21 protein-coding genes are annotated in these 20,371 nt (G+C 41.4%); 17 read left to right on the top strand and 4 right to left on the bottom strand.

Annotated features, from left to right (window positions below):
* Window positions 1–14 precede the first annotated feature (14 nt).
* Entirely contained in the window at window positions 15–1,454 is a 1,440-nt protein-coding gene (gtfA, locus tag DS742_RS00385; RefSeq protein ID WP_147325712.1) for a sucrose phosphorylase, read from the top strand.
* Window positions 1,455–1,515: 61 nt separating this feature from the next.
* Here gtfA and DS742_RS00380 read toward each other — a convergent pair whose 3' ends face one another.
* Both DS742_RS00380 and DS742_RS00375 read right to left on the bottom strand, forming a co-directional pair.
* Window positions 1,516–2,109 carry a type 1 glutamine amidotransferase family protein gene (locus DS742_RS00380; protein WP_117415053.1) on the bottom strand — a complete coding sequence of 198 codons (594 nt, stop codon included), beginning with the start codon at window positions 2,107–2,109 and terminating at the stop codon, window positions 1,516–1,518.
* Between the two features lie 53 nt (window positions 2,110–2,162).
* Entirely contained in the window at window positions 2,163–2,618 is a 456-nt protein-coding gene (locus DS742_RS00375; RefSeq protein WP_170313316.1) for a pyridoxamine 5'-phosphate oxidase family protein, read from the bottom strand.
* A 94-nt stretch (window positions 2,619–2,712) separates the two neighbouring features.
* On the opposite strand from DS742_RS00375, the gene DS742_RS00370 reads away from it, so the two are divergent.
* The 8 genes from DS742_RS00370 to DS742_RS00340 all read left to right on the top strand — a co-directional run bounded on the left by DS742_RS00370 (window position 2,713) and on the right by DS742_RS00340 (window position 8,524).
* On the top strand, window positions 2,713–3,648 hold the full coding sequence (locus DS742_RS00370; protein ID WP_117415051.1) for a helix-turn-helix transcriptional regulator: 936 nt from the start codon (window positions 2,713–2,715) through the stop codon (window positions 3,646–3,648).
* Window positions 3,649–3,734: 86 nt separating this feature from the next.
* The gene (gene nirJ2 / locus DS742_RS00365; protein ID WP_117415050.1) at window positions 3,735–4,745 is read left to right on the top strand and encodes a putative heme d1 biosynthesis radical SAM protein NirJ2; all 1,011 of its coding nucleotides are present in this window, start codon (window positions 3,735–3,737) and stop codon (window positions 4,743–4,745) included.
* Window positions 4,746–4,890: 145 nt separating this feature from the next.
* Window positions 4,891–5,178: a DUF4491 family protein gene (locus DS742_RS00360; protein ID WP_117415049.1), complete on the top strand. Its 288-nt coding sequence runs from the start codon at window positions 4,891–4,893 to the stop codon at window positions 5,176–5,178.
* Between the two features lie 78 nt (window positions 5,179–5,256).
* Entirely contained in the window at window positions 5,257–5,550 is a 294-nt protein-coding gene (locus tag DS742_RS00355) for a hypothetical protein (RefSeq protein WP_117415048.1), read from the top strand.
* Window positions 5,551–5,568: 18 nt separating this feature from the next.
* Entirely contained in the window at window positions 5,569–7,005 is a 1,437-nt protein-coding gene (locus DS742_RS00350; protein ID WP_117415047.1) for a tetratricopeptide repeat protein, read from the top strand.
* Between the two features lie 172 nt (window positions 7,006–7,177).
* A complete protein-coding gene (locus DS742_RS29325) occupies window positions 7,178–7,435 on the top strand; it encodes a hypothetical protein (RefSeq protein ID WP_242996345.1) in 258 nt (85 codons plus the stop codon).
* Entirely contained in the window at window positions 7,356–7,829 is a 474-nt protein-coding gene (locus DS742_RS00345; RefSeq protein ID WP_242996344.1) for a PTS transporter subunit IIC, read from the top strand. Before DS742_RS29325 ends, DS742_RS00345 begins: the two co-directional genes overlap by 80 nt.
* Complete coding sequence (locus tag DS742_RS00340; RefSeq protein ID WP_117415046.1) at window positions 7,829–8,524, top strand: tryptophan synthase subunit alpha; 696 nt, start codon at window positions 7,829–7,831, stop codon at window positions 8,522–8,524. Before DS742_RS00345 ends, DS742_RS00340 begins: the two co-directional genes overlap by 1 nt.
* A gap of 63 nt (window positions 8,525–8,587) precedes the next feature.
* On the opposite strand, the gene DS742_RS00335 is transcribed toward DS742_RS00340, so the two are convergent.
* The gene (locus DS742_RS00335; RefSeq protein ID WP_117415045.1) at window positions 8,588–9,814 is read right to left on the bottom strand and encodes a helix-turn-helix domain-containing protein; all 1,227 of its coding nucleotides are present in this window, start codon (window positions 9,812–9,814) and stop codon (window positions 8,588–8,590) included.
* Window positions 9,815–9,927: 113 nt separating this feature from the next.
* Between DS742_RS00335 and DS742_RS00330 the strand changes: the two genes are divergently transcribed.
* Genes DS742_RS00330 through DS742_RS00315 form a run of 4 tightly spaced genes read left to right on the top strand, consistent with a single transcriptional unit; the run spans window position 9,928 to window position 16,195 of the window.
* A complete protein-coding gene (locus DS742_RS00330; protein WP_117415044.1) occupies window positions 9,928–11,097 on the top strand; it encodes a glycoside hydrolase family 5 protein in 1,170 nt (389 codons plus the stop codon).
* Between the two features lie 27 nt (window positions 11,098–11,124).
* Window positions 11,125–12,510 (top strand): MFS transporter, encoded by a 1,386-nt coding sequence (locus DS742_RS00325; protein ID WP_117415043.1) that lies wholly within the window; start codon window positions 11,125–11,127, stop codon window positions 12,508–12,510.
* On the top strand, window positions 12,510–14,534 hold the full coding sequence (locus DS742_RS00320) for a beta-galactosidase (RefSeq protein ID WP_117415042.1): 2,025 nt from the start codon (window positions 12,510–12,512) through the stop codon (window positions 14,532–14,534). The genes DS742_RS00325 and DS742_RS00320 overlap by 1 nt, the downstream gene beginning before the upstream one ends.
* Complete coding sequence (locus DS742_RS00315; RefSeq protein WP_341457579.1) at window positions 14,531–16,195, top strand: glycoside hydrolase family 43 protein; 1,665 nt, start codon at window positions 14,531–14,533, stop codon at window positions 16,193–16,195. Before DS742_RS00320 ends, DS742_RS00315 begins: the two co-directional genes overlap by 4 nt.
* Here DS742_RS00315 and DS742_RS00310 read toward each other — a convergent pair.
* Window positions 16,192–16,356 (bottom strand): DUF6132 family protein, encoded by a 165-nt coding sequence (locus DS742_RS00310; protein WP_242996343.1) that lies wholly within the window; start codon window positions 16,354–16,356, stop codon window positions 16,192–16,194. The two genes, DS742_RS00315 and DS742_RS00310, sit on opposite strands and share 4 nt — an antisense overlap.
* Before the next feature lie 203 nt (window positions 16,357–16,559).
* Here DS742_RS00310 and DS742_RS00305 point away from each other — a divergent pair, with 203 nt between their 5' ends.
* Genes DS742_RS00305 through DS742_RS00290 form a run of 4 tightly spaced genes read left to right on the top strand, consistent with a single transcriptional unit; the run spans window position 16,560 to window position 20,323 of the window.
* Window positions 16,560–17,930, top strand: a complete 1,371-nt coding sequence (locus tag DS742_RS00305) for an MFS transporter (RefSeq protein ID WP_117415041.1) — start codon at window positions 16,560–16,562, stop codon at window positions 17,928–17,930.
* The gene (locus tag DS742_RS00300) at window positions 17,902–18,831 is read left to right on the top strand and encodes an alpha/beta hydrolase (protein WP_341457578.1); all 930 of its coding nucleotides are present in this window, start codon (window positions 17,902–17,904) and stop codon (window positions 18,829–18,831) included. The genes DS742_RS00305 and DS742_RS00300 overlap by 29 nt, the downstream gene beginning before the upstream one ends.
* A gap of 2 nt (window positions 18,832–18,833) precedes the next feature.
* On the top strand, window positions 18,834–19,724 hold the full coding sequence (locus DS742_RS00295; RefSeq protein WP_117415040.1) for a helix-turn-helix transcriptional regulator: 891 nt from the start codon (window positions 18,834–18,836) through the stop codon (window positions 19,722–19,724).
* A 35-nt stretch (window positions 19,725–19,759) separates the two neighbouring features.
* The gene (locus DS742_RS00290; RefSeq protein ID WP_117415039.1) at window positions 19,760–20,323 is read left to right on the top strand and encodes a TetR/AcrR family transcriptional regulator; all 564 of its coding nucleotides are present in this window, start codon (window positions 19,760–19,762) and stop codon (window positions 20,321–20,323) included.
* Window positions 20,324–20,371: the final 48 nt, after the last annotated feature.

Here is a 20,371-nt window from a genome sequence, read left to right as displayed (position 1 = left end):
GGAGGTAAGCCGACTTGAATATATCGAACAAAATAATGCTGATAACATATCCGGACAGCATTGGAGGAAATCTGGTTACATTAAGAAATGTACTGAAAGAATATTTTGAAGATGCCGTTGGAGGGATACATATTCTGCCCTTTTTTCCTTCCAGCGGAGACCGGGGATTTTCCCCCATTACTTATGAATCTGTAGAACCTGCTTTTGGTAACTGGGATGATATTAAAAAACTGTCAGAAACGTATTATCTGATGTGTGATGTGATGGTAAATCATGTTTCCAAAAGGAGTAAAGAATTTCTGGATTATCTTGAGAAAGGCGAAGCTTCCCCTTTTGCCGACATGTTCCTTGATTATGAGCAGTTCTGGGGAGAGGGAAGACCGGATGAACAGGACATAAACCTGCTCTACCGTCGAAAAGATGGAGAGCCGTATCAGAGTTTTGTCCGGGCAGATGGAAAGACCGTGAAGCTTTGGTGCACCTTTACCAATGAGCAGATTGATCTGGATCTTCGGACAGAGACAGCAAAGCAGTACTTAAGAGAGAATTTCAACCACCTGGCCTTAAATGGCATCAGCATTATCCGCCTTGATGCACTGGGCTATGTGGTGAAAAAACGGGATACAAGCTGTTTCATGGTTGAACCGGATATCTGGAACGTGATTGATGAGATAACCGGGATGGCTGGTGACAGGGCATGGCTTCTGCCTGAAATTCATGATACATGGGAGACAGCAAAGAAGTTAGAGGACCATCACGTCTGGAGCTATGATTTTGTACTGCCGTTCCTGATGCTTCATGCCATTTATACCGGGGACACAAAAAAACTGGCAGGCTGGCTGAAGGTGGCTCCCCGTACACAATTCACGGTTTTGGATACTCATGACGGAATTGGTGTTTATGATGCCTATGACTGGGTTGACGAAGAGGAAGCAGCCGCATTAATTGAACGGATTGAAGACCGCTTAAGCTATCAGTTTAAGCCGCTGAACCCCGAGAAGAAACGGTTTAAAAAGGCATATCAGCTTTACACAACCTACTTTTCAGCGCTTCATGAAAATGAAAAAGCATATTTACTTGCCCGTGCGGTACAGTTCTTTGCGCCGGGAATTCCACAGGTGTATTACGTTGGAATGCTGGCAGGTGAAAATGATTATGCGGCACTGGAACAGTCAGAAGATCACAGATCGATTAACCGCCATAATTATACGGTGGAAGAAATCAGAGCCTGCGCTCAGAAAGATGTTGTGAAAAAATTAAGATCACTGATGCAATTTCGAAATACGTTCGGTGCTTTTGATGGAGATCTGGAGGTTGCTGTCCCTTCAGAGGGGATCTTAATTATGAGAAGGACCGCAAATAATAAGTGGGCGGAGTTGATCTGTAATTTTGCGGATTTGGATTTTTCCATTTGTTATATGGAACAGGGAACCACTCAGAGGCTTAAGGTCTAATTATATTTCGGGGTATTTTTCCCCAGACAGGTGAGGTCCGGGGAAATACCCTGGGCTTTACTTAGTCTTGATTTCCCTCATAAATGCCGTACTTATGAAATTTATACCAGTTAAGAATCTCATTTTCTGGGGCAATATTTAATGCAATAAGAACCTCTCTTGCAAATTCCAGAGGCGAAGCTCCATTTGCAGTAATGATTTTTTTATCTCTTACCGCCGGCTCCACAATATAGTTTTTTTCTCCTGTATAAGCATTTTTGGCCCACTGCTTTAAATTATCGCAGTCATTGCTGGTATGTCGGACGTCATTTAACAGCCCAATTGTACCCAGGAATGCAGAAGCATCACAGATGCCAGCTAAAATTCTTCCATCATGAAAACACCTTTCAGCCAGCGGCTGGATCTGCTGTGCTGATTCACCCCTCCATGAGGTACCGCCGATGAGAATGAGAGCCTCATAATCCATTGGCATATCATGTATATCATAATCAGGAACAACCCGGAATCCGCCAATGGATTCCACTGCCTTCTTTTCTAAGGATACAGTCTTTACATCATATTGATCCGCATCAAATGTCCGGATTGCGGAAGATAAATAGGCAGCTTCCCAATCTGCAAATCTTTCTAAAATTACAAATAATACATTCTTTTTCATATTGTTCTCCTGTTCTTTTTCTATTCCAGACTTCAAGTGGCAGACAAATACAATTACATTTTGTGCTCAATGGGCATTGCTGTTTGATTTTTATAATCGATCACATAACCGTTCCCTGTCTCCATTGATAGAAAACTGGCATAAGAAGGGGTGATTTTGATCAGCCTCATAGCAGGATCACCTTTATAACGGTCAAAATGATGAGGCAGACCGGACTGGACATATCCTATTATCTGTTCATTCGAATCACTTAAGGGATGGGAAAGCAAGGTTCCAATACCTCTGATCTGAATGGCATCAATGCTTAAGGCAACAGAATTGTTTTTGCTTATCTGCTCATATTTGTTGGAGTCAGCTTCTGTCACAAAGTAAAAACATCCCTCGTAAGTATAAATATTAACGGTTCGGGCAGAAACGCCTTCCTTATTTCTCGTTGCAAGAACCATAAGTTTATCTTGTCCAATTTCTTTTTCGAAACCTTCCAGTGCTTTTTCAATTATTTTATCCATGTTTGATCTCTCCTTTTTTTTTAAGTATATCATTCCATTGTTGACATCTGTATGTCAATGATTTAAGCTAATTTAAAAAAATGGAAGTGATGAGATGAAAATAGACAGGCTTATTGCAATTATCATGATTCTTTTAGAGAGGGAGAAAGTAACCGCAAAATCTCTGGCAGAGATGTTTGAGGTCTCCATGCGAACAATATACAGGGATTTGGAAGTAATTAATCAGGCAGGAATTCCGATCTTTGCCACCTCAGGACCGGGCGGCGGCGTTGAAATCATGAAAGAATTTAAAGTAGAAAAACGAATTTTCTCTGCAAACGATATAACCGCACTTCTAATGGGATTATCCAGCATTAAAAATAATCTGCCTGGGGAACAGACCATGGCAGCGTTGGCAAAAGTAAAGGGGATGATTCCAAAAGAACATCATAAGGAGTGGGAATATCGTGCAAATCAGATGAAAATAGATGCATTACCCTGGTTCAATGCCGGGAATCTGTTTCACACAGTAGAACTGATACAGGAAGCGTTAGATCAGCAAAGACTTCTCACATTTCAATACCGGGATATCAAAAATAAAAAAAGCAGCAGAGAAGTAGAACCCTATCGTCTTTTATGGAAGGGAGAGGCATGGTATCTTCAGGGATATTGCCTGTCACGCATGGATTTTCGTACTTTTAAACTGTTAAGGATGAGCGGTCTTTCAATATCGGATCAGCGATTTGAAATCCGCGATTTTCCAATGGAACGGTTGGATGAGATACAGACCAGAGATAATTCTCTAACAAGGGTAAAGCTAAGGATACAGGAAGGAGTAAGGGATTTAGTTATAACGCGTTTCGGGGAAGACTGTCTGACTCCGGACGGTCCTGATCACTACATAGCCGAACTGTATATGCCTGTTGATGAGCTGGCCTGTGGCTATCTGCTTGGAATGGGAACCAGATGTGTATGTCTGGAGCCGGAGGAAATGAGGGAAAAGATGAGACAGCTTTCTTCAGAGATCTGTGGATTTTACCAATCTTCATAAGCTTCTATGCCGCAGCTTTTCTGCATATAGATAGGATGTACTTTTTTGAAACTGCAAAAGGCACGTAAAACGAAAGGAGTACATCCATGATTGTATCGTGGCTGACAACCAATGAGTGTAATTTAAAATGCAGGCATTGTTACCAGGATGCCGGAAGCAGAAAAACAAAAGAACTGACAACAGCAGAAGCGGAAAAGATGATCGGTGAAATCGCAAAGGCAGGGTTTAAAATCATGATTTTCAGTGGGGGAGAGCCACTGATGCGGCCGGATATTTATCATTTGGTATCCCATGCCGCAAAAGCCGGGCTAAGGCCGGTCTTTGGAACCAATGGAACACTTTTGACGGAAGAAACGGCGAGAAAGTTAAAAGACAGCGGTGCTGCAGCCATGGGAATCAGCGTGGATAGTTTAAATGAAGAAAAGCATAATGATTTCAGAGGCTGCTCTGATGCATTCCGCTTAACCATGGAAGGAATTGAAAACTGCAAAAAAGTGGGACTGCCGTTTCAGATCCATACCACAGTTCTGGACTGGAATCAGGCTGAAGTAAGCGATATCATTGATTTTAGTGTAAATGTGGGAGCTGTGGCAAACTACATATTTTTTCTCATTCCGGTGGGAAGAGGAAAATTTCTGGAAGACACATCATTGCAGGTCATGGAATATGAAGCATTATTAAAAACCATTATGGAGAAACAGAAAAAAGTACCCATTGATATAAAGCCAACCTGTGCGCCCCAATTTGTCCGTGTGGCAAAGGAGCTGGAGGTTAAGAGCCGTTTTAAAAAGGGCTGCCTTGCCGGCTTGTCTTATTGTGTGATTACTCCGGAGGGATTGGTCAGACCTTGTGCTTATATGACGGAAATAGCAGGGAACATCCGGACAGAGCCCTTTGATAAAATTTGGTTCGGCAGCAGTGTGTTTGAAAAGCTGCGGAGCAGACAGTACAAAGGAACCTGTGGTGTGTGCGCCTATAAAGAAGAATGCGGCGGCTGCAGGGCAAGAGCGGGGTATTATCACGAAGGCGACTATATGGCGGAGGACAGTTACTGTGCCTTTGGAAATAAGTGGAAGGAGGGCCTTTCTGCAAAATGAATGTCAGTTTGCAGAGAACGAGAACCGGGCATGGAGGGATGATTTGCTGGAACTTGAATACGAACTGGAGATCTGATAATTCAGTATAAACTTTAAAATCTATTAATACAATGTTATAAATGTAAAATCAAGAGGTATTAAAAGGATGTATTATGACGGTTTTATAATTGGCATAGGGACGTTTCTCATTATTGGGATGCTGCATCCGGTTGTGATTAAGGCAGAGTATTATTTTACTGCTAAAATATGGCCGCTGTTTCTGATATTTGGACTTTTGTGTCTGGCAATCTCTCTTGTGTCACCTTCCCCAACAGAACGGTCACTGTCTGCAGTGCTTGGCTGTTCACTTTTATGGAGTATAAAAGAAATCTCTGAGCAGAAGAAACGGGTGGAAAAGGGCTGGTTCCCTAAAAATACAAAAAGAAAAATTTAAAGTTCAAACAATTGATTGAATTAGAAATTTTTTAATGTTATTCTATTATAAAATAAAAAGCATTGGGAGGTTTCTAAAATGGGAAGCTATATTGTGTTGGGCATTTTAATTTTATTGGTTTATCGGGGGATTTTTGCTGTATTTATGAATAAAGCAGCGTTGGCAAAAGGATATGGTGACGAAGCACACGCGATTGCTTTATGCCTGTTTTTTGGCGTAATGGGGTGTTTATACATCATTGCGCTTCCTGATAAAAAACTGAAAGCACAGAATGATGAAATGATTCAATTGTTACAAAGCAGAATGGAAAAATCGGATAATAAAGACGTGCATAAAGGATCTGATAATTATGATGATCTGCCTTCTTTATAATCAGGGCAGGGGGGCAAAATGGAAAAAGGAAGATATAAAATTATAAAATTAGTGGAGCATAAAGAATGGTTAAAAGATGCTCCAATTAAAATTGAAAAAAGCCAGCTGCTATTCGATACAGAGAAAAATACTACATTATTACAAATAAAGATGTTCAATCTGAGCGAAAAAATAATCAAATCGGTTTATCTTGATGTGAATTGTTTTGATGATACAAACGAGTTTATAAAAGCAATAACAGATGTTACATATCTCGTGCTTGAAGCACGGCCACAAACTGATTTTGGAGACAGACAGCCAGTTCCATTAGAGTCATTACAGGTAGCAAGTGTTGAAATTATTATCAGTAAAGTTATTTTTACAGATGGTACGGTTTGGAACAATTCTGACAAAGAAGCAGGAATTATATTAGCAGAGCAGGAAGTTATTGATCATAATGATGACTTATATGAACAAATTAAAAGAGAATTTATAGGAAAAAAAGCGATACCCTGTTATTGGTTTGAAAATGGTGAGAATTATTGGCGCTGTACATGCGGACAGGCAAACAGCAATGAAGTTTTGACATGTAGCTATTGCGGGATTGAAAAAACCTGGCTGGAAAAACATTTAAATAAAGATTATTTATTAAAACAAGTCAGGCGTTATCAAGAAGCAGAATTATTGCAAAGAAAAAAAGAGGAAGAATATATTCAAAAAAGGGCAGAAGAGGAATTAAAAATTAAAAAGCAGGAAGAGGAATTAATTGCTGAAAAGAATAAGAATACAAAAAGAATGATTAAAAAAGTTATAATAGCAATAAGTGTTTTTATTGCTATAATTGCTGCGAATGCCGGATATAAAAATGTTTTAAGCCCTTTAATCTCTTATAATAAGGCAATTAGGTTATATGATAATAAAGATTATGGGGAAGCCATAGAAATATTTTCAAATATGAATGGGTATAAAAACAGTCAGGAAATGATCACCAGATCCATATATCAATATGGGATAAAATTATTGGAATCAGGTGAATATGAATCAGCACTTCAACAGTTTGGCAAAGTAGAATCTTATGAAGATACAAACAGTTATATCATCAAATGCCATTATAATATCGGCAGTAAATTAATGAATGATAAAAAATGGGAAGAAGCAGTTGATCATTTATTCATCAGTAAAAAGTATGAAGACTCGTACAATAAGATCCATGAATGCTTTTTTCAGATTGCTAATAGTTACATGCTTGATAAAGATTGGGGGAAGGCACTTGATGCATACAATAAGGTAGATGGGAAAGCCATTACAGAAGATCTTAATGCTGCGATTTCAGAAGCTTACTATCAATATGGGCTATCTTTTGCATCTGATTTATTGTGGGATAAAGCAATATGGTGCATGAAACATGCATTAAGCAACGGTGAATATAAGGATGCAAAATCATTACTAGAAACATATCGCAGTAAATTTAAATAGAATAGATTGGATGAATCATTTCCGGAGACACTGAGACGTGTCTCTTTTCTTATAAAATAACACAGTATTTTGTCCTGCGGCCGCATACCAAAGTATGCAAAGCCTGTGAAGCAAATTGGTTTTGCGGGCAAAACATCCGAAATGCTATACTGAGCACATAAAGGAGGAAAACATGGAAAACCGGCTTCCAAAAATATTTGAACTTGCCTGTCAGAACAAACGGGAATTAACAGTCCGGGAGTTTGCCACTCAGTTTGGAGTAAGTACCAGAACCGGCCTGGGCACTGAAAAACGTCACCGGCGGACAGGATATCCTGGTTTTCAGCTTCTTAAAAGGTTTGTCCTTTGGTATGTGGATTACGGTTATCATTACCGGTGTCAGAATGATGCTTTCGGAAATTATTGCTGCATTCCATGGAATTGCCAATAAGATCATACCTAATTCGGTTCCCGGACTGGATATACCGCTGTTATTCCCCAATTACCCCAATTCAGTGATACTTGGCTTTCTTACCAGTCTGATCGCAGGACTTTTGGGAATGATGGTTCTTGGTCTTTTGAATTATCCGGTGGTAGTATTCCCGGCACTGATTCCAACCTTCTTTACCGGTGCAGTTACCGCAATCTTCGGCAATGCCCATGGCGGGCGCAGAGGTGCTATTATAGGATCTTTTGTAAATGGTCTGATTCTGATTTTCGGACAAGCCCTTTTATTGCCAATGATCGGAACTTATGCCCCGATTATGAGAATTTTAAGTGAAACAGATTATTCCTTCTACGGACCGATTTTAGGCTGGATTCTGAAGCTGTTCGGAGGAATGTAATGAAACATCTGGTTTTTTATATCCCTCTTCATTATCCGGACAGAGAACGTTTTTTTGAAATACTACAGCTGTTGGATAAAGAAGGGGCGGGGTATGTTGAGGTGGGTATTCCTGTTTCCGATCCTTATATGGATGGGGAGATCATCCGGGAATCAAACAGGGAAATACTGAAGCTGAATCTGACTGGGGAAGATATTATAGCTTCGTTAAAGGAAATTCGCAGCCGTTTTCATTTTAAAATTGTTATAATGACGTATCAGGAAGGTGTGGAACGTTTCGGTCTTACTCACATTCCCAATGAATTATATGACGGTTTTATCTGTGTCAATGGTGATTATCCCTCGGATATGCTCCATGATCCAATCAAAGTACTGAATCAGTCAAAAAGTAATGATGAACTTAAACAGGCATTAGAACACAATCATCTGTTTGCCTATGTGGTATCTGGAGAAGGAAAAACAGGTTCCTTTGATAAGCTTCCCGAACAGTATGTAGAAGTTATAAAAAAAGTGAAAACCTTAACTTCCATTCCTGCATTTGTAGGTTTTGGTATCAAATCAGCCGATGATGTGAAAACGGTAATGAAAAATGGCGCAGATGGCGCCATAATAGGAACTGAATTTATCCGCCGTTATAAACAGGGAGGATTTGAAACGCTGAAAAGCTACATAGGTGAACTAAAAAGAGAGCATTAAAACAGGGGAGTTTTAATAGAAGCGGCAGAAGTCTGACTTATTTCAAGGTCAGGCTTCTGCTTTTTAACGTCTCTTTTTTCCGGTATGGATAAACTCCTTTACACCATAACAGTCCCTGTACTGCTTTAACGTCATGCCTGTAACTTCCTTAAACTGCTTTCCCAAGTGACTTTGAGAAGAAAAACCCAGGTAGGCCGATATTTCGATATAATGATATTTGGAATAAATTAAAAGATTTTCAGCCAGCTTTATTTTTTCATTTCTGATGTAGTCTGTAATAGAAATCCCTTCCCATTTTTTAAACAAATCAGAAAGATAATTGGGATTTATCTGAAGTTCCCGGGCCATATCCCCTATATTGATTTTCTCGTGAAGATGGGAAAAGATATAATCCTTGCATTCCTCAATGCGGGAATTTTTTTCTCTGCTTTGGCTCCCTTTTAGCTGTGCCTTTACTCCCTGTACCAGTCTGGCATACTCATATTCTGCGCTGTTTTTGATATAGGTGAGGGTGGCGATATCATTGGATTCTTCTATTTTCATAATAAATATATCGCTGAGGGAGAATGAAATTTCCGGGTTGACGCCTCCCCGTATGGCAGCCCGGCTTGCCAGTGTAATAACGACGATACATACATTTTTAAAGCTTCGCAGCCGGTCTTTTGCCAATATGCCCAGCTGCCCGGTATAATCCTCCGCCCAGCTTTGCTCCAGCTGTCTGATATCCCCGTTTTCAATGCTGGAGAATTCCCTTACCTCCTGGTCATAAGGGTTGTGTTTTTTTCCGCTTTCATGGTTTTCAAAGATAAGTTCTGAGAAATTCTTCTGTATCTGTTCCTGAGCTAAGGAATCCACGCAGTTTTGCTTAATGATATCACCGGCCGTGAGCATTTCTTCATGAAACAGGTTATAGATGAGGAGGATATCACGAAGAAAATCATCAAAATCGCAGATACTGAGGCCCTCCATCCAATTGTAGTCAACATCAATGCCATCAATCACATGATTGATCTTTACCTGTGAATGAAACCCCACAGGACCAATCACGTAAATAATGTCTTCAACAGGAACTGCTGCGTATATGATATTTCCATTAACAGTAGTAAGGGATGGAACCGAACCCCCAGGAATCTCAAGTACGGCGTTCCTGACTTCTTCACTGGAAAAAGGAAGATCAAAAAAGTCTTTGCGTGCGCAAAAAGACTCCACCAATTTTTTATCCATGGTATAGGATTTTACAAAAGTATGAAGATCGTAGGAAATATGTTTCATGAAATAATTCGTAATCATACAAATCCCCCCATCTAAGAAACGTGATAAAAAACTGTATATATTGATATAAGAACAGTATAACTTAATTTAAAATGAATTCAACTGAAAAATGATAAAAAAGGAGATTTATGATGAAAGTAAATGGCGTAAACCTGGGAAACTGGCTGGTGCTGGAAAAATGGATGAGCCCCGGATTGTTTGAAGGAACGGATGCAGAGGATGAATACTGGCTCCCCCGCAGTTTAACAAAAGAAGTCTATGAAGCCAGAATTAAAATACATCGCAGTGAGTATATTTCCGAACGGGATTTCGTAACCGTTAAATCCTGGGGCATGGATACTGTCCGTATTCCGGTTCCGTATTTTATCTTTGGTGACAGAGAGCCGTTTCTGGGTTGTATCAATGAACTTGACAAGGCTTTTAACTGGGCTGAAAAATATGGTCTTCAGATTCTTATTGATTTACATACTGCGCCGGAAGGCCAGAACGGATTCGATAACGGAGGAATCAGCGGTGTATGCAAATGGGCGCAGTATCCACAGGAGGTGGAGTTCGTACTGACTGTTTTGGAACGTCTGGCCAAACGATACGGAACAAGAAGAGGGCTGTGGGGAATTGAGGTTCTTAATGAGCCGGCTACGGAAGCAATCTGGGAGTTTATGAACGTGCAGAAGAGGTATCCTCCGAAAGATGAGGCAATGGGCAGCGGCAGCTGCGGAATTCCCCTTCCGTTTATCAGACAGTTTTACCGGGAGGCATACAAAAGAATCAGAGCCTGTATGCCGGAAGAAAAGTATGTGGTTTTCCACGATGCATTTGACTTATCAGGCTGGAAAGAATTCTTCGAAAAAGAAAAGTTTCAAAACATTGTTCTGGACACTCACCAGTATCTGATGATGGCAGAAATGATGGGGTGCGGTCAGAATCGAAAGGATTACTTAGATTACATTCAGACCCATTTTGCAAAAGAGATAGAGGAAGCACAGGCATATGTCCCTGTGGTGTGCGGCGAATGGTGTCTCTTTAATTCCCTGGCATGCGGCCGGGATACAAAAGGGGGACAAACGGTACTAAACGGTTTAGACGGTTCTGTTAAGGAACTGAAATCTGCAGAAGAGAAAAAAGAAATATATCAGGCCGTGGCAAAGGCTCAGCTGGAAGCCTGGAATAAGGGCTCCGGCCATTTTTACTGGAGCTATAAGCTATTAACGGATACGGTCAATACCAGCGGATGGAGCGGCTGGGACAGCTGGGATCTGGGAAGATGTGTGGATTTTGGCTGGTTTCCTGTAGAAAAGTAAAATATAATTCAGAAAAGAGGAGAAGATATGAAACAGACAAATGGGAATGGAAGGCTTTCTTTCGTCGAGCGTTTTGGATACGGTATGGGCGATTACGCAGGAAATCTGGTATATTCTGCAATCAGCGCATTTTTGCTGGTTTACTATACCAATGTAGTAGGGGCAAGTCCGGCTGCGGCAGCAGGAATTATTGCTGTATCCAAGTTTTTTGATGGGATTTCAGATCTGGTTATGGGATACATTGTAGACCATACCAGCAGCAAGTGGGGAAAGGCCCGTCCGTGGCTTGCCAGACTGTGCGTGCCTCTTGCAGTCTGCACAGTGCTGATGTTTACAGTGCCTCAAAGTATGGAGGGAAAGGCTCAGCTGGTATACATGTTCCTGACTTACAATCTGGTTTCTACCATTTTTTATACAGGAATCAATATCCCGTATGCGACTATGCACGGCCTGATGACAACCAATCAGTATGAGAGAGGACTACTGGGAAATTTCCGAAATCTTCTGGCAACTGCGGGTACGATGACCATTAATACAGTAGTCTTAAAAATGACCGGATACTTTGGCGGAGGCGACAAGTACAGCCAGAGAGGCTGGACTATCACCATGATCATTCTGATGATCGTATTTATTATTATCAATCTTTTTACATTTGCAGTATGCAAAGAACGTGTGGTGGATGAAAAATCAGAAGGAAATAAAGAACTTAAAGTATCCTTTGCTAAGGGCATAAGAGGATTATTGGTGAATAAATACTGGATTCTGCTTGTAATTGCAATCTTTTCCCTGTATTTTATGATGTCCTGTTTCTTCGGATCTGCGGTCTACTTTGCACAGTACCGATTGGGAGATGCCAACTATTTCACTCCAGTTTCCAATTTCCTGTCCATTTCTCAGATCATAACCTTATTCATTACGCCATTTCTAATGAAGAAGTTTACAAAGAAACAGCTGATGCTTACAGGTCTTACGGTTGCTGCACTTGGATTTGCTCTTACCGGAGTGTCCTATAACCTTACCTTTATCAGTGCCATGTCAGTGATCAAAGGAATCGGTTTTGGTTTATCCGGAGCGTGTATGTTCGGGCTTTTACAGGATGCCATTACATACGGGGAGTGGTATAACGGATATGGCACTGCAGGCATGGGAAATGCGGCATCTTCCTTCTGTATGAAAGTTGGTTCCGGGATCGGAACAGCAGCACTTGGCTGGATACTGGCAGCAGGCGGTTTTCATGCAGACAAGGCAGTGCAGAGTGCCTCATCTTTGGCGGCAATTGATTGGGCATTTATCTGGATTCCGGCTCTTACCATGGGAATTGGAGTTGCCTGTCTTTTATTATTTGATCTGGATAAAAAATATGATAAGATACTTTCAGATTTGTCAACAGGAAAACACAGATTGGAGAACTAATGAAAGATAACACTGGATATCAAAGAAAAAATCTTTTGTTTGGTACTGCGTATTATCCCGAATATATGCCTTATGACAGGGTGGAAACAGACTTGTCCATGATGTGTGAGGCAGGGATGAACGTGGTCCGGATTGCGGAATCCACATGGAGTACTCTGGAGCCTTCCGACGGATTTTATGATTTCAGCTTCATTGACCAGGTCCTTGAAGAGGCTGGGAAGAGGGGGATGGAGGTAATAATCGGTACGCCCACATACGCCATTCCCAGCTGGCTGGAAAAAAAAGATAAGAATATAATGGTAAAGACGAAAGCCGGGCAGGCTGTCTATGGACGAAGGCAGATCATGGATCTTATGAATCCTGCCTACCGCTTTTACGGAGAACGGGTGATCCGCAGACTGTTAGAACATACCGCGGGGCATCCATGCGTCACCGGCTTTCAGATTGACAACGAAACAAAGCATTACGGTACCTCTTCAGAGCTGGTGCAAAAGCTGTTTGTGGAATATCTGCAGCAGAAATTTGTAACAACTGACCGGTTAAATGAAACCTTCGGCCTTGCCTACTGGAGTAATTCCATTCATGACTGGAGCGATTTTCCGGATATGAATGGCTGTATCAATGCAGGTCTCTCCTGTGAGTTTGAACGTTTTCAGAGAAGCATTGCAGCTGAATTTCTCTTATGGCAGTCAGAAATAGTAAGGGAATATAAAAGAGAAGATCAGTTCATTACCCACAATTTTGATTTCCAGTGGAAAAAATTCGGTGCAGATATTGCCCAGGATGGATATTCCTATGGCGTTCAGCCGGATATCGACCACTACGAAGCTGCAAAAGCAGTGACGATAGCAGGTACCGATATTTATCATCACACGCAGGATCAGCTTACCGGAGCGGAGATCGCTTTTTGCGGAGATTCCATACGCTCTTTAAAAGAAAGAAACTATCTGGTACTGGAATGTCAGGCCCAGGCATTTAAATACTGGACACCTTATCCCGGACAGTTAAAGCTCCATGCTTACAGCCATCTGGCAAGCGGAGCAGACGGAATCATGTATTGGAACTGGCATTCCATTCACAATGGATACGAAACCTACTGGAAAGGACTTCTAAGCCATGATCTGTCAGTGAATCCGGCATATGAAGAAGCCTGTCAGATCGGAGACCAGTGGCAAAAGACGGGTAAAAATCTTCTGAATCTGAGAAAAGACAATAAGATTGCGCTGGTAGTTGACAATCAGTCCCTTCATGCACTGGAGTGGTTCCCCATAGACCGGGATTTAAGCTATAATGACGTAGTGAGATGGATGTATGACAGTCTCTATGAGTTAAATATGGAATGTGATGTAGTGGATATTAATGGTCTGGATCCGTTTAAATACCAGATGATTGTGACTCCTGCTCTGTACAGCATTACGGAAGATAAATTAAAGCAGTTAAAAGCATTTGTTTCAAATGGAGGAGTTTTGGTAAGTACCTTTAAATCCTTTGTTTCCAATGAATATTTAAGTGTTTATCCGGATACACAGCCTCATCTGCTTCATGAATGCTTCAAAGTTCACTACAATCAGTTCACGGATCCGGGAACAGCGAAAATCAAAGGACAGCCGGTTCAGTATTTTGCCGAACTGCTTATAACAGACGGCGCCGGAGCGCTTGCGACTTATGAGCATAAATACTGGGGAAACTATGCGGGAATTACCCGGTCGGATTATGAAAAAGGCAGCACCTATTATATTGGCTGTTATACAGACAAGAAGATCGTGAAAGAGATTTTAACAATGGCTGCAAAGGACGCAGGTCTTACCGATTGTATACCAGATGTCTGCTTCCCGGTGATCATCCGCAGCGGGGTCAATCAGGATAATAAAAAGCTTCATTATGTACTTCATTATTCAGAAGAGGAAACGGCCTTTGTCTGCCCGTATGACCGGGTAAATAACCTGTTGGACGGAATGAACTATAAGAAGGGAGACAGGATTCCCTTAAAAGACTGGGATACTGTCATATTGGAGGAAGAATGATGAGCGAACACGATAAAATGATAAAGAACCCCATTCTGCCTGGTTTTAATCCCGATCCATGCATTTGCAGAAAAGGTGATGATTATTATCTGGCAGTATCAACCTTTGAATGGTTTCCCGGAATTCCCATATACCATTCGAAGGATTTAAAAAACTGGGAATTGTACACCCATGTCCTGACAGATGATGAAAAAGTTGACTTAAAGAAGCTTCCTTCTGCAAAAGGAATCTGGGCCCCATGCCTCACATACTGCGAAGAGGAAGATATGTTTTATGTGATCTACGGAGTCATGAATTCCATGAACGCCCGGTATTTTGATGTAAACAATTATCTGATTACTGCCAGGGATATCAAAGGACCCTGGAGTGAGCCGGTATATCTTCATTCTTCCGGATTTGATGCCTCCATCATCCATGATAACGGGAAAAAATATATCGTATCTCTGGAATGGGAGACCAGAGAAGGCTATGAAAAGCCCGGTGCAATCTGTATGGTGGAATACGATCCGGAAAAAAAGGAGATTATCGGTTATCCCAAACGCATCTGGAACGGCGGAACCGACAGGGGCTGTATTGAAGCGCCCCATTTATACAGACGTGGGGATTATTATTATATCATGTGCGCAGAAGGCGGAACCGGCTATAATCACTGCGTAACTATGGGAAGATCCAAAGAAATCTGGGGACCATATGCGGCAGATCCAAAGAATCCCATCGTAACCTCAGTTCCGGGGGATTCGAATGAGCGTCACGATCCGGACCATTTAAAACCCAGATATTATAATCCGGATTCCATTCTTCAGAAATCCGGTCATGGCAGTATGGTGGATACCCAGAACGGGGAAACCTATCTGGTACATTTATGTGCACGCCCCTTTGTGCCGGAGCTGCGCTGTACCCTTGGAAGAGAAACGGCCATTCAGAAAATGATATGGACAGACGATCATTGGCTGCGTATGGCCAGCGGGGGGAATTTAGCAGAAGTTCTGGTTGAAGCAAGTGATTTGCCTGAAGTACCGGTGAAGCAAGTCCCTGATTTTGATGATTTTAATGAAGAAGAGCTGGGTCTGCAGTATTACGCGCCCAGAATCATGCCCCAGCGCTTTGCTGATTTAACAACCCGTCCCGGCTATGTACGGATTCGTGGTCAGGAATCACGGACTTCCTTAAATCAGGTGAGCATCCTGGCAAGAAAGCTGACCTCTGTCTATGTGACAGTGACCACAAAGATGGAATTTATTCCGGAGGTTCACCAGCACAGTGCCGGACTGATTTTATATTATGACAACATGAATTATATTAATTTGAGAAAATATTACAGCGAAACTCTGGGACAGAGTGCGCTTTCCATTATCCATCTGGAGAACGGGGAGAAGACCGAATTTTTAAATACCAGGATACCGGTAAGGGATGATCCTGTTTATCTGAGGCTTACAATTGAAGGCCGGCAGTCCTGGTTCTCCTGGTGTTTTGACGGAGTGAATTACCAGAAAATCGGACGGGTCTTTGACACCACCAGATTTTCTGATGAATACTGCAGGTACGGGGAATTTACCGGTACTATGGTTGGCATTACCTGTGCAGACAGAGTAAAGCACAGTCACTATGCAGACTTTGACTTTTTTGAATATTGTGCGGATGAGGACAGAGCAGTTAATTAGAAAGATGCCCCAATCATATATCCCAGTGCTGCTCCATATAGAATCGACAGGTAGCGGTTGGAAGTGATGGGGCATGCTCCGCTTGGGCACCCTATTTTTTTATAGTAGAGATATCCGGCAAAGCCGCCTATTGCGGTGCAAATTATTTCGCTCCAAATCATGGCAGGTTCCTCCTGTTTTTTGTAAATCATAGCGTTTTTAGATTCTGTTTTCAGTAATAATGTCACAGAAGAGTCAGGCAGTTAAAAGGTAAAAACTGGATAAAATGAGTCAAAAAACAGAAAGAATATCTTAAATACACCTGCTATACTCAGATCATACCGGATAAAAAAACGGAAAAATCATGAGGATATGGGAGGTGCTTATGGAAAAGAAGGTATTAAAGCAGTTATCCATGAAAGAGAAGGTTTCTTACGGTCTGGGTGACTGCGGTGCCAATGTTGCTGTTGCGATGTGCTCCACCTTTTTAACTGCATATTACACAGATACGGTTGGTATTGCGGCTGCTGCTATCGGAACCATGATGCTGTTGACACGTATATTTGATGGAATAACAGATATTTTCATGGGAGTGATAGTGGACAGAACCAGCACCAGATGGGGAAAGGCCAGACCCTGGCTGCTCTGGACCGCGCCCTTTATGGCTTTGGCCCTTATTTTGCTGTTTCATGTACCTGGTGATTTAAGCAGCGGAGGAAAACTGGTATATATCTATCTCACATACATATTTCAAAGCTGTATTGTGTATACAGCAAATAATCTTCCGTATAATGCACTGCTGTCCCGTATGACACTGAATGTCAATGATCGTGCTTCTGCAGCTTCCATCCGCTTTGTGATGACGCAGATTACCACTCTCATAATTAATGCGGTAACGGCAGGGTTACTTGCTACTGTCGGATGGTTTGCGTTAGCTTTCGTTTATGGTATTATAATAATGGTTTTACTGCTCATCTGCTTCTGGGGTGTAAAAGAGCATCTAGATGAAGACGCAGAAACCGGGCTGGTGAAAGTGGAGAGAGTACCGCTTCATATAGCTCTTCCCGCTTTGTTGAAAAACAGATATTTTTATATTCAGACTTTGCTCTTCCTTTTTTTATATATTGCAATTGTAAGTACCGGATCAACTACATTTTATTTTTGCAACATTGTTCTTGGAAATATAGGGATGATTACACTGATCAGCATGGCAGCTACGATTCCGGCGATGATTGTAAATCTCATTATGCCAAAATTAGTTAAGCTTTATGGAAAATGGAAACTGATGATATCAGGTGCAGTCCTGATGATCACAGGCTATTTAATAATAGGAGCAGCAGCTTCCAATGTGACGGTTGTTTTAATCGGTGTGGCAGTAAAAGGCTTTGGCATGGGACCTATTATGTCTGGTCTTTTCGCGATGACAGCAGATGTAGTTGATTATGGGGAATGGAAGACTGGAGTACGTTCTGAAGGACTTGTCAACAGCTGCACTTCATTTGGCATGAAGGTTGGCATTGGAGTTGGAGCTGCTGTCTGTACATGGATTATCGCAATTGGAGGTTATGATGGGACTTCAGCTGTCCAATCAGCTTCAGCAGTGAATATGATCCGCTTTGGATTTGGCTATAATGGTGCGATTATTTCGGGTATTTGTCTGATTCTTTGTGTTATGATGAATATAGACCGTTATATTGTCCAGATACAAACGGATCTTGAGAATAAGCGTGAAAATAATAGAAAAGCTGGTGAATGAAATGTCAGAAACAAGTGATTTAATACGCAAGATGTTCCGGGAAGGAGACCAAAAACGTGATGCGGGTCTGACAACGCCGGATTCCATTCAGAGATACGATGATATTGTGTATGGAACTGACGCAAAATGGCAGATTCTTGATGTGTACCGGCCAAAAGAGTCAGATGGAAAGAAGCTTCCTGTCATTGTAAGTGTACACGGAGGAGGCTGGGTCTATGGAGATAAGGATATCTATCAGTTTTATTGCATGGATCTGGCAGGGCGCGGCTTTGCAGTGGTGAATTTTACTTACCGGCTGGCGCCGGAAAACAAATTCCCGGCTTCCATAGAAGATACGAATCAGGTGTTTTCATGGGTTATAGAGAATGCTGAGACCTATGGTTTTAACAAAGAGCATATTTTTGCTGTAGGAGATTCTGCGGGAGCCCATATCCTCGGATTATATACGGCGATCTGCACCAATCCTGACTATGCTGGTCAATATCCGTTTCAGACACCAGACGGTTTTAAGCCGGAGGCGGTCGCGTTAAACTGCGGTGCATTTCATATGGAATATGGCAAAGAGAGTGAGGATAAGACGCAGTCCCTGATCGGGGAATATCTTCCCATGGGAGGTACTCCTGCGGAACTTGAGATGATAAGCGTGGAAAAATATGTGACCGCAGATTATCCCCCCGTATTTCTTATGACATCAGTGGGAGATTTTTTAAAAGATCAGGCGCCCATTATGGCTGAAAAACTGACAGAATGTAATGTTCCGTTTATCTTCCGCCTTTTTGGCAATGATAAAAACCGCCTTGGTCATGTTTTTCACTGTGATATAAAATCAGTGGATGCCCGTATTTGCAATGATGAAGAATGTTTCTTTTTTAATGAATTTATAAAAAAGGATAATGAGTAAAAATGAGTGAACCAATCGCAAAGCATCAGATGTTTGAATACGAAATAAACAATCCCTTCCAGATTATAAATCTGGAAGGGCCGTTAATTTGCGAAGAAAACTTATTAAACCACTGGCATACGGAGCTGGAAATGGCTTATATTTTTCAGGGGCATAGCGACCATTATGTAGATGGGAACTGCATTCATGCTGCCCCTGGAGATCTGGTGGTTGTAAATTCTGAAAGCATTCACAGCATTATTCCGGATCATACTGCCTGTCAAAGCAGGGGAATGATTGCCGTGGTCCTTATTATATCCAGGGATTTCGTAATGGAATGTTTTCCTGATCTGGATTGTCATTATTTTGTGATATCTGGCAAACTCAACCGCATAGAGGTGAGACGTATCATGGTCACCCTGTCTGAAAAAGCAAATTGCGCATGTAATCATGAAGAGAGTCTGCTGATAAAGGGCCTGATTCTGGAACTTTTTTATTATCTGTGCCAGGATGGATACCAAATGAAGGATTTTGTTATGAACATCAACCAGCAAAAGAATAATGAACGTTTAAAGGGAATCATTCAGCATGTAGAACGTCATTATATGGAACCAATTACTCAGTCCGATACTGCAAAGCGGTTTTATTTTACAAAAGAGTATTTTTCCCGCTTTTTTAAGAGAAATACAGGGGTTAATTTTAAACAATATCTGACAAATTACAGAATCCTGAAAGCAAGGAATGAACTTATAGGTACAGATCACAGTATTCTGGAGATCGCACTTAATAATGGATTCTCGGATGAAAGACGTCTGATTGAGTCATTTAAGAAAATATATCAGATTACACCGCTCCAGTACAGGAAGAAAAATTCCTCTGATTATAATCATAAAAAAATGATTGACAATAAGTGAATGATCGTTTATTATAAAACCATAGAGGTGATGGAATGAGAAGAAAAGACGACGAAAAGGTGAAGAATATCAAGGAAGCAGTAATAAAGCTGATCCTGCAGGAGGGCTTTCATGGCACTTCTGTCTCTAAAATAGCCAGATTGGCAGGGGTTTCGCCGGCAACGGTATACATCTACTATGAGAATAAAGATGAGATGCTGCATGACATTTACCTGGAATATTCAGAAGAGATTTATGACTACTTATTAGACAGTATGAAGCAGGAGATGGAGGGGCGCAGACAGATTGAGCTGCTCATCCGAAGCTATTATAACTACATTCTGGAGAATAAGGAAATTTTCAGTTTTGTGGAACAGTTTTCCAACTGCCCGTCTTTAGCCAACAGCTGCTCCGGTAAACAGGGGATCTGCAAGATTTACCATATGATGGCTGAGATGAAGCAGAATCATATCTTAAGAAATTACAGGGAAGATAATTTACTGGCAATTATTTTCCAGCCGGTGAAAGCCATAGCGGTTGATAACCGGAAGGATGAAGCTCAGAAAGAGGATTTGCTCACAGAGCTGATCATTATGATACAAAATGCAATTATGATGTAATGTTTATAAGCGGGATTCTTTTATTGATACTGTAAAAGATATCTCGCA

The organism is Lacrimispora amygdalina (genome assembly GCF_003432035.1).
Taxonomy (GTDB): Bacteria; Bacillota; Clostridia; order Lachnospirales; family Lachnospiraceae; genus Lacrimispora; species Lacrimispora amygdalina.
This window is presented reverse-complemented; position numbering and strand designations above follow the sequence as displayed.

Excerpts from the sequence above, each read along its gene's own strand:
- DS742_RS00380 (WP_117415053.1), bottom strand. The coding sequence starts at position 2,109 with ATGAAAAAGAATGTATTATTTGTAATTTTAGAAAGATTTGCAGATTGG.
- DS742_RS00375 (WP_170313316.1), bottom strand. The coding sequence starts at position 2,618 with ATGGATAAAATAATTGAAAAAGCACTGGAAGGTTTCGAAAAAGAAATT.
- DS742_RS00370 (WP_117415051.1), top strand. The coding sequence starts at position 2,713 with ATGAAAATAGACAGGCTTATTGCAATTATCATGATTCTTTTAGAGAGG.
- nirJ2 (WP_117415050.1), top strand. The coding sequence starts at position 3,735 with ATGATTGTATCGTGGCTGACAACCAATGAGTGTAATTTAAAATGCAGG.
- DS742_RS00360 (WP_117415049.1), top strand. The coding sequence starts at position 4,891 with ATGTATTATGACGGTTTTATAATTGGCATAGGGACGTTTCTCATTATT.
- DS742_RS00355 (WP_117415048.1), top strand. The coding sequence starts at position 5,257 with ATGGGAAGCTATATTGTGTTGGGCATTTTAATTTTATTGGTTTATCGG.
- DS742_RS00350 (WP_117415047.1), top strand. The coding sequence starts at position 5,569 with ATGGAAAAAGGAAGATATAAAATTATAAAATTAGTGGAGCATAAAGAA.
- DS742_RS29325 (WP_242996345.1), top strand. The coding sequence starts at position 7,178 with ATGGAAAACCGGCTTCCAAAAATATTTGAACTTGCCTGTCAGAACAAA.
- DS742_RS00345 (WP_242996344.1), top strand. The coding sequence starts at position 7,356 with ATGTGGATTACGGTTATCATTACCGGTGTCAGAATGATGCTTTCGGAA.
- DS742_RS00340 (WP_117415046.1), top strand. The coding sequence starts at position 7,829 with ATGAAACATCTGGTTTTTTATATCCCTCTTCATTATCCGGACAGAGAA.
- DS742_RS00335 (WP_117415045.1), bottom strand. The coding sequence starts at position 9,814 with ATGATTACGAATTATTTCATGAAACATATTTCCTACGATCTTCATACT.
- DS742_RS00330 (WP_117415044.1), top strand. The coding sequence starts at position 9,928 with ATGAAAGTAAATGGCGTAAACCTGGGAAACTGGCTGGTGCTGGAAAAA.
- DS742_RS00325 (WP_117415043.1), top strand. The coding sequence starts at position 11,125 with ATGAAACAGACAAATGGGAATGGAAGGCTTTCTTTCGTCGAGCGTTTT.
- DS742_RS00320 (WP_117415042.1), top strand. The coding sequence starts at position 12,510 with ATGAAAGATAACACTGGATATCAAAGAAAAAATCTTTTGTTTGGTACT.
- DS742_RS00315 (WP_341457579.1), top strand. The coding sequence starts at position 14,531 with ATGATGAGCGAACACGATAAAATGATAAAGAACCCCATTCTGCCTGGT.
- DS742_RS00310 (WP_242996343.1), bottom strand. The coding sequence starts at position 16,356 with ATGATTTGGAGCGAAATAATTTGCACCGCAATAGGCGGCTTTGCCGGA.
- DS742_RS00305 (WP_117415041.1), top strand. The coding sequence starts at position 16,560 with ATGGAAAAGAAGGTATTAAAGCAGTTATCCATGAAAGAGAAGGTTTCT.
- DS742_RS00295 (WP_117415040.1), top strand. The coding sequence starts at position 18,834 with ATGAGTGAACCAATCGCAAAGCATCAGATGTTTGAATACGAAATAAAC.
- DS742_RS00290 (WP_117415039.1), top strand. The coding sequence starts at position 19,760 with ATGAGAAGAAAAGACGACGAAAAGGTGAAGAATATCAAGGAAGCAGTA.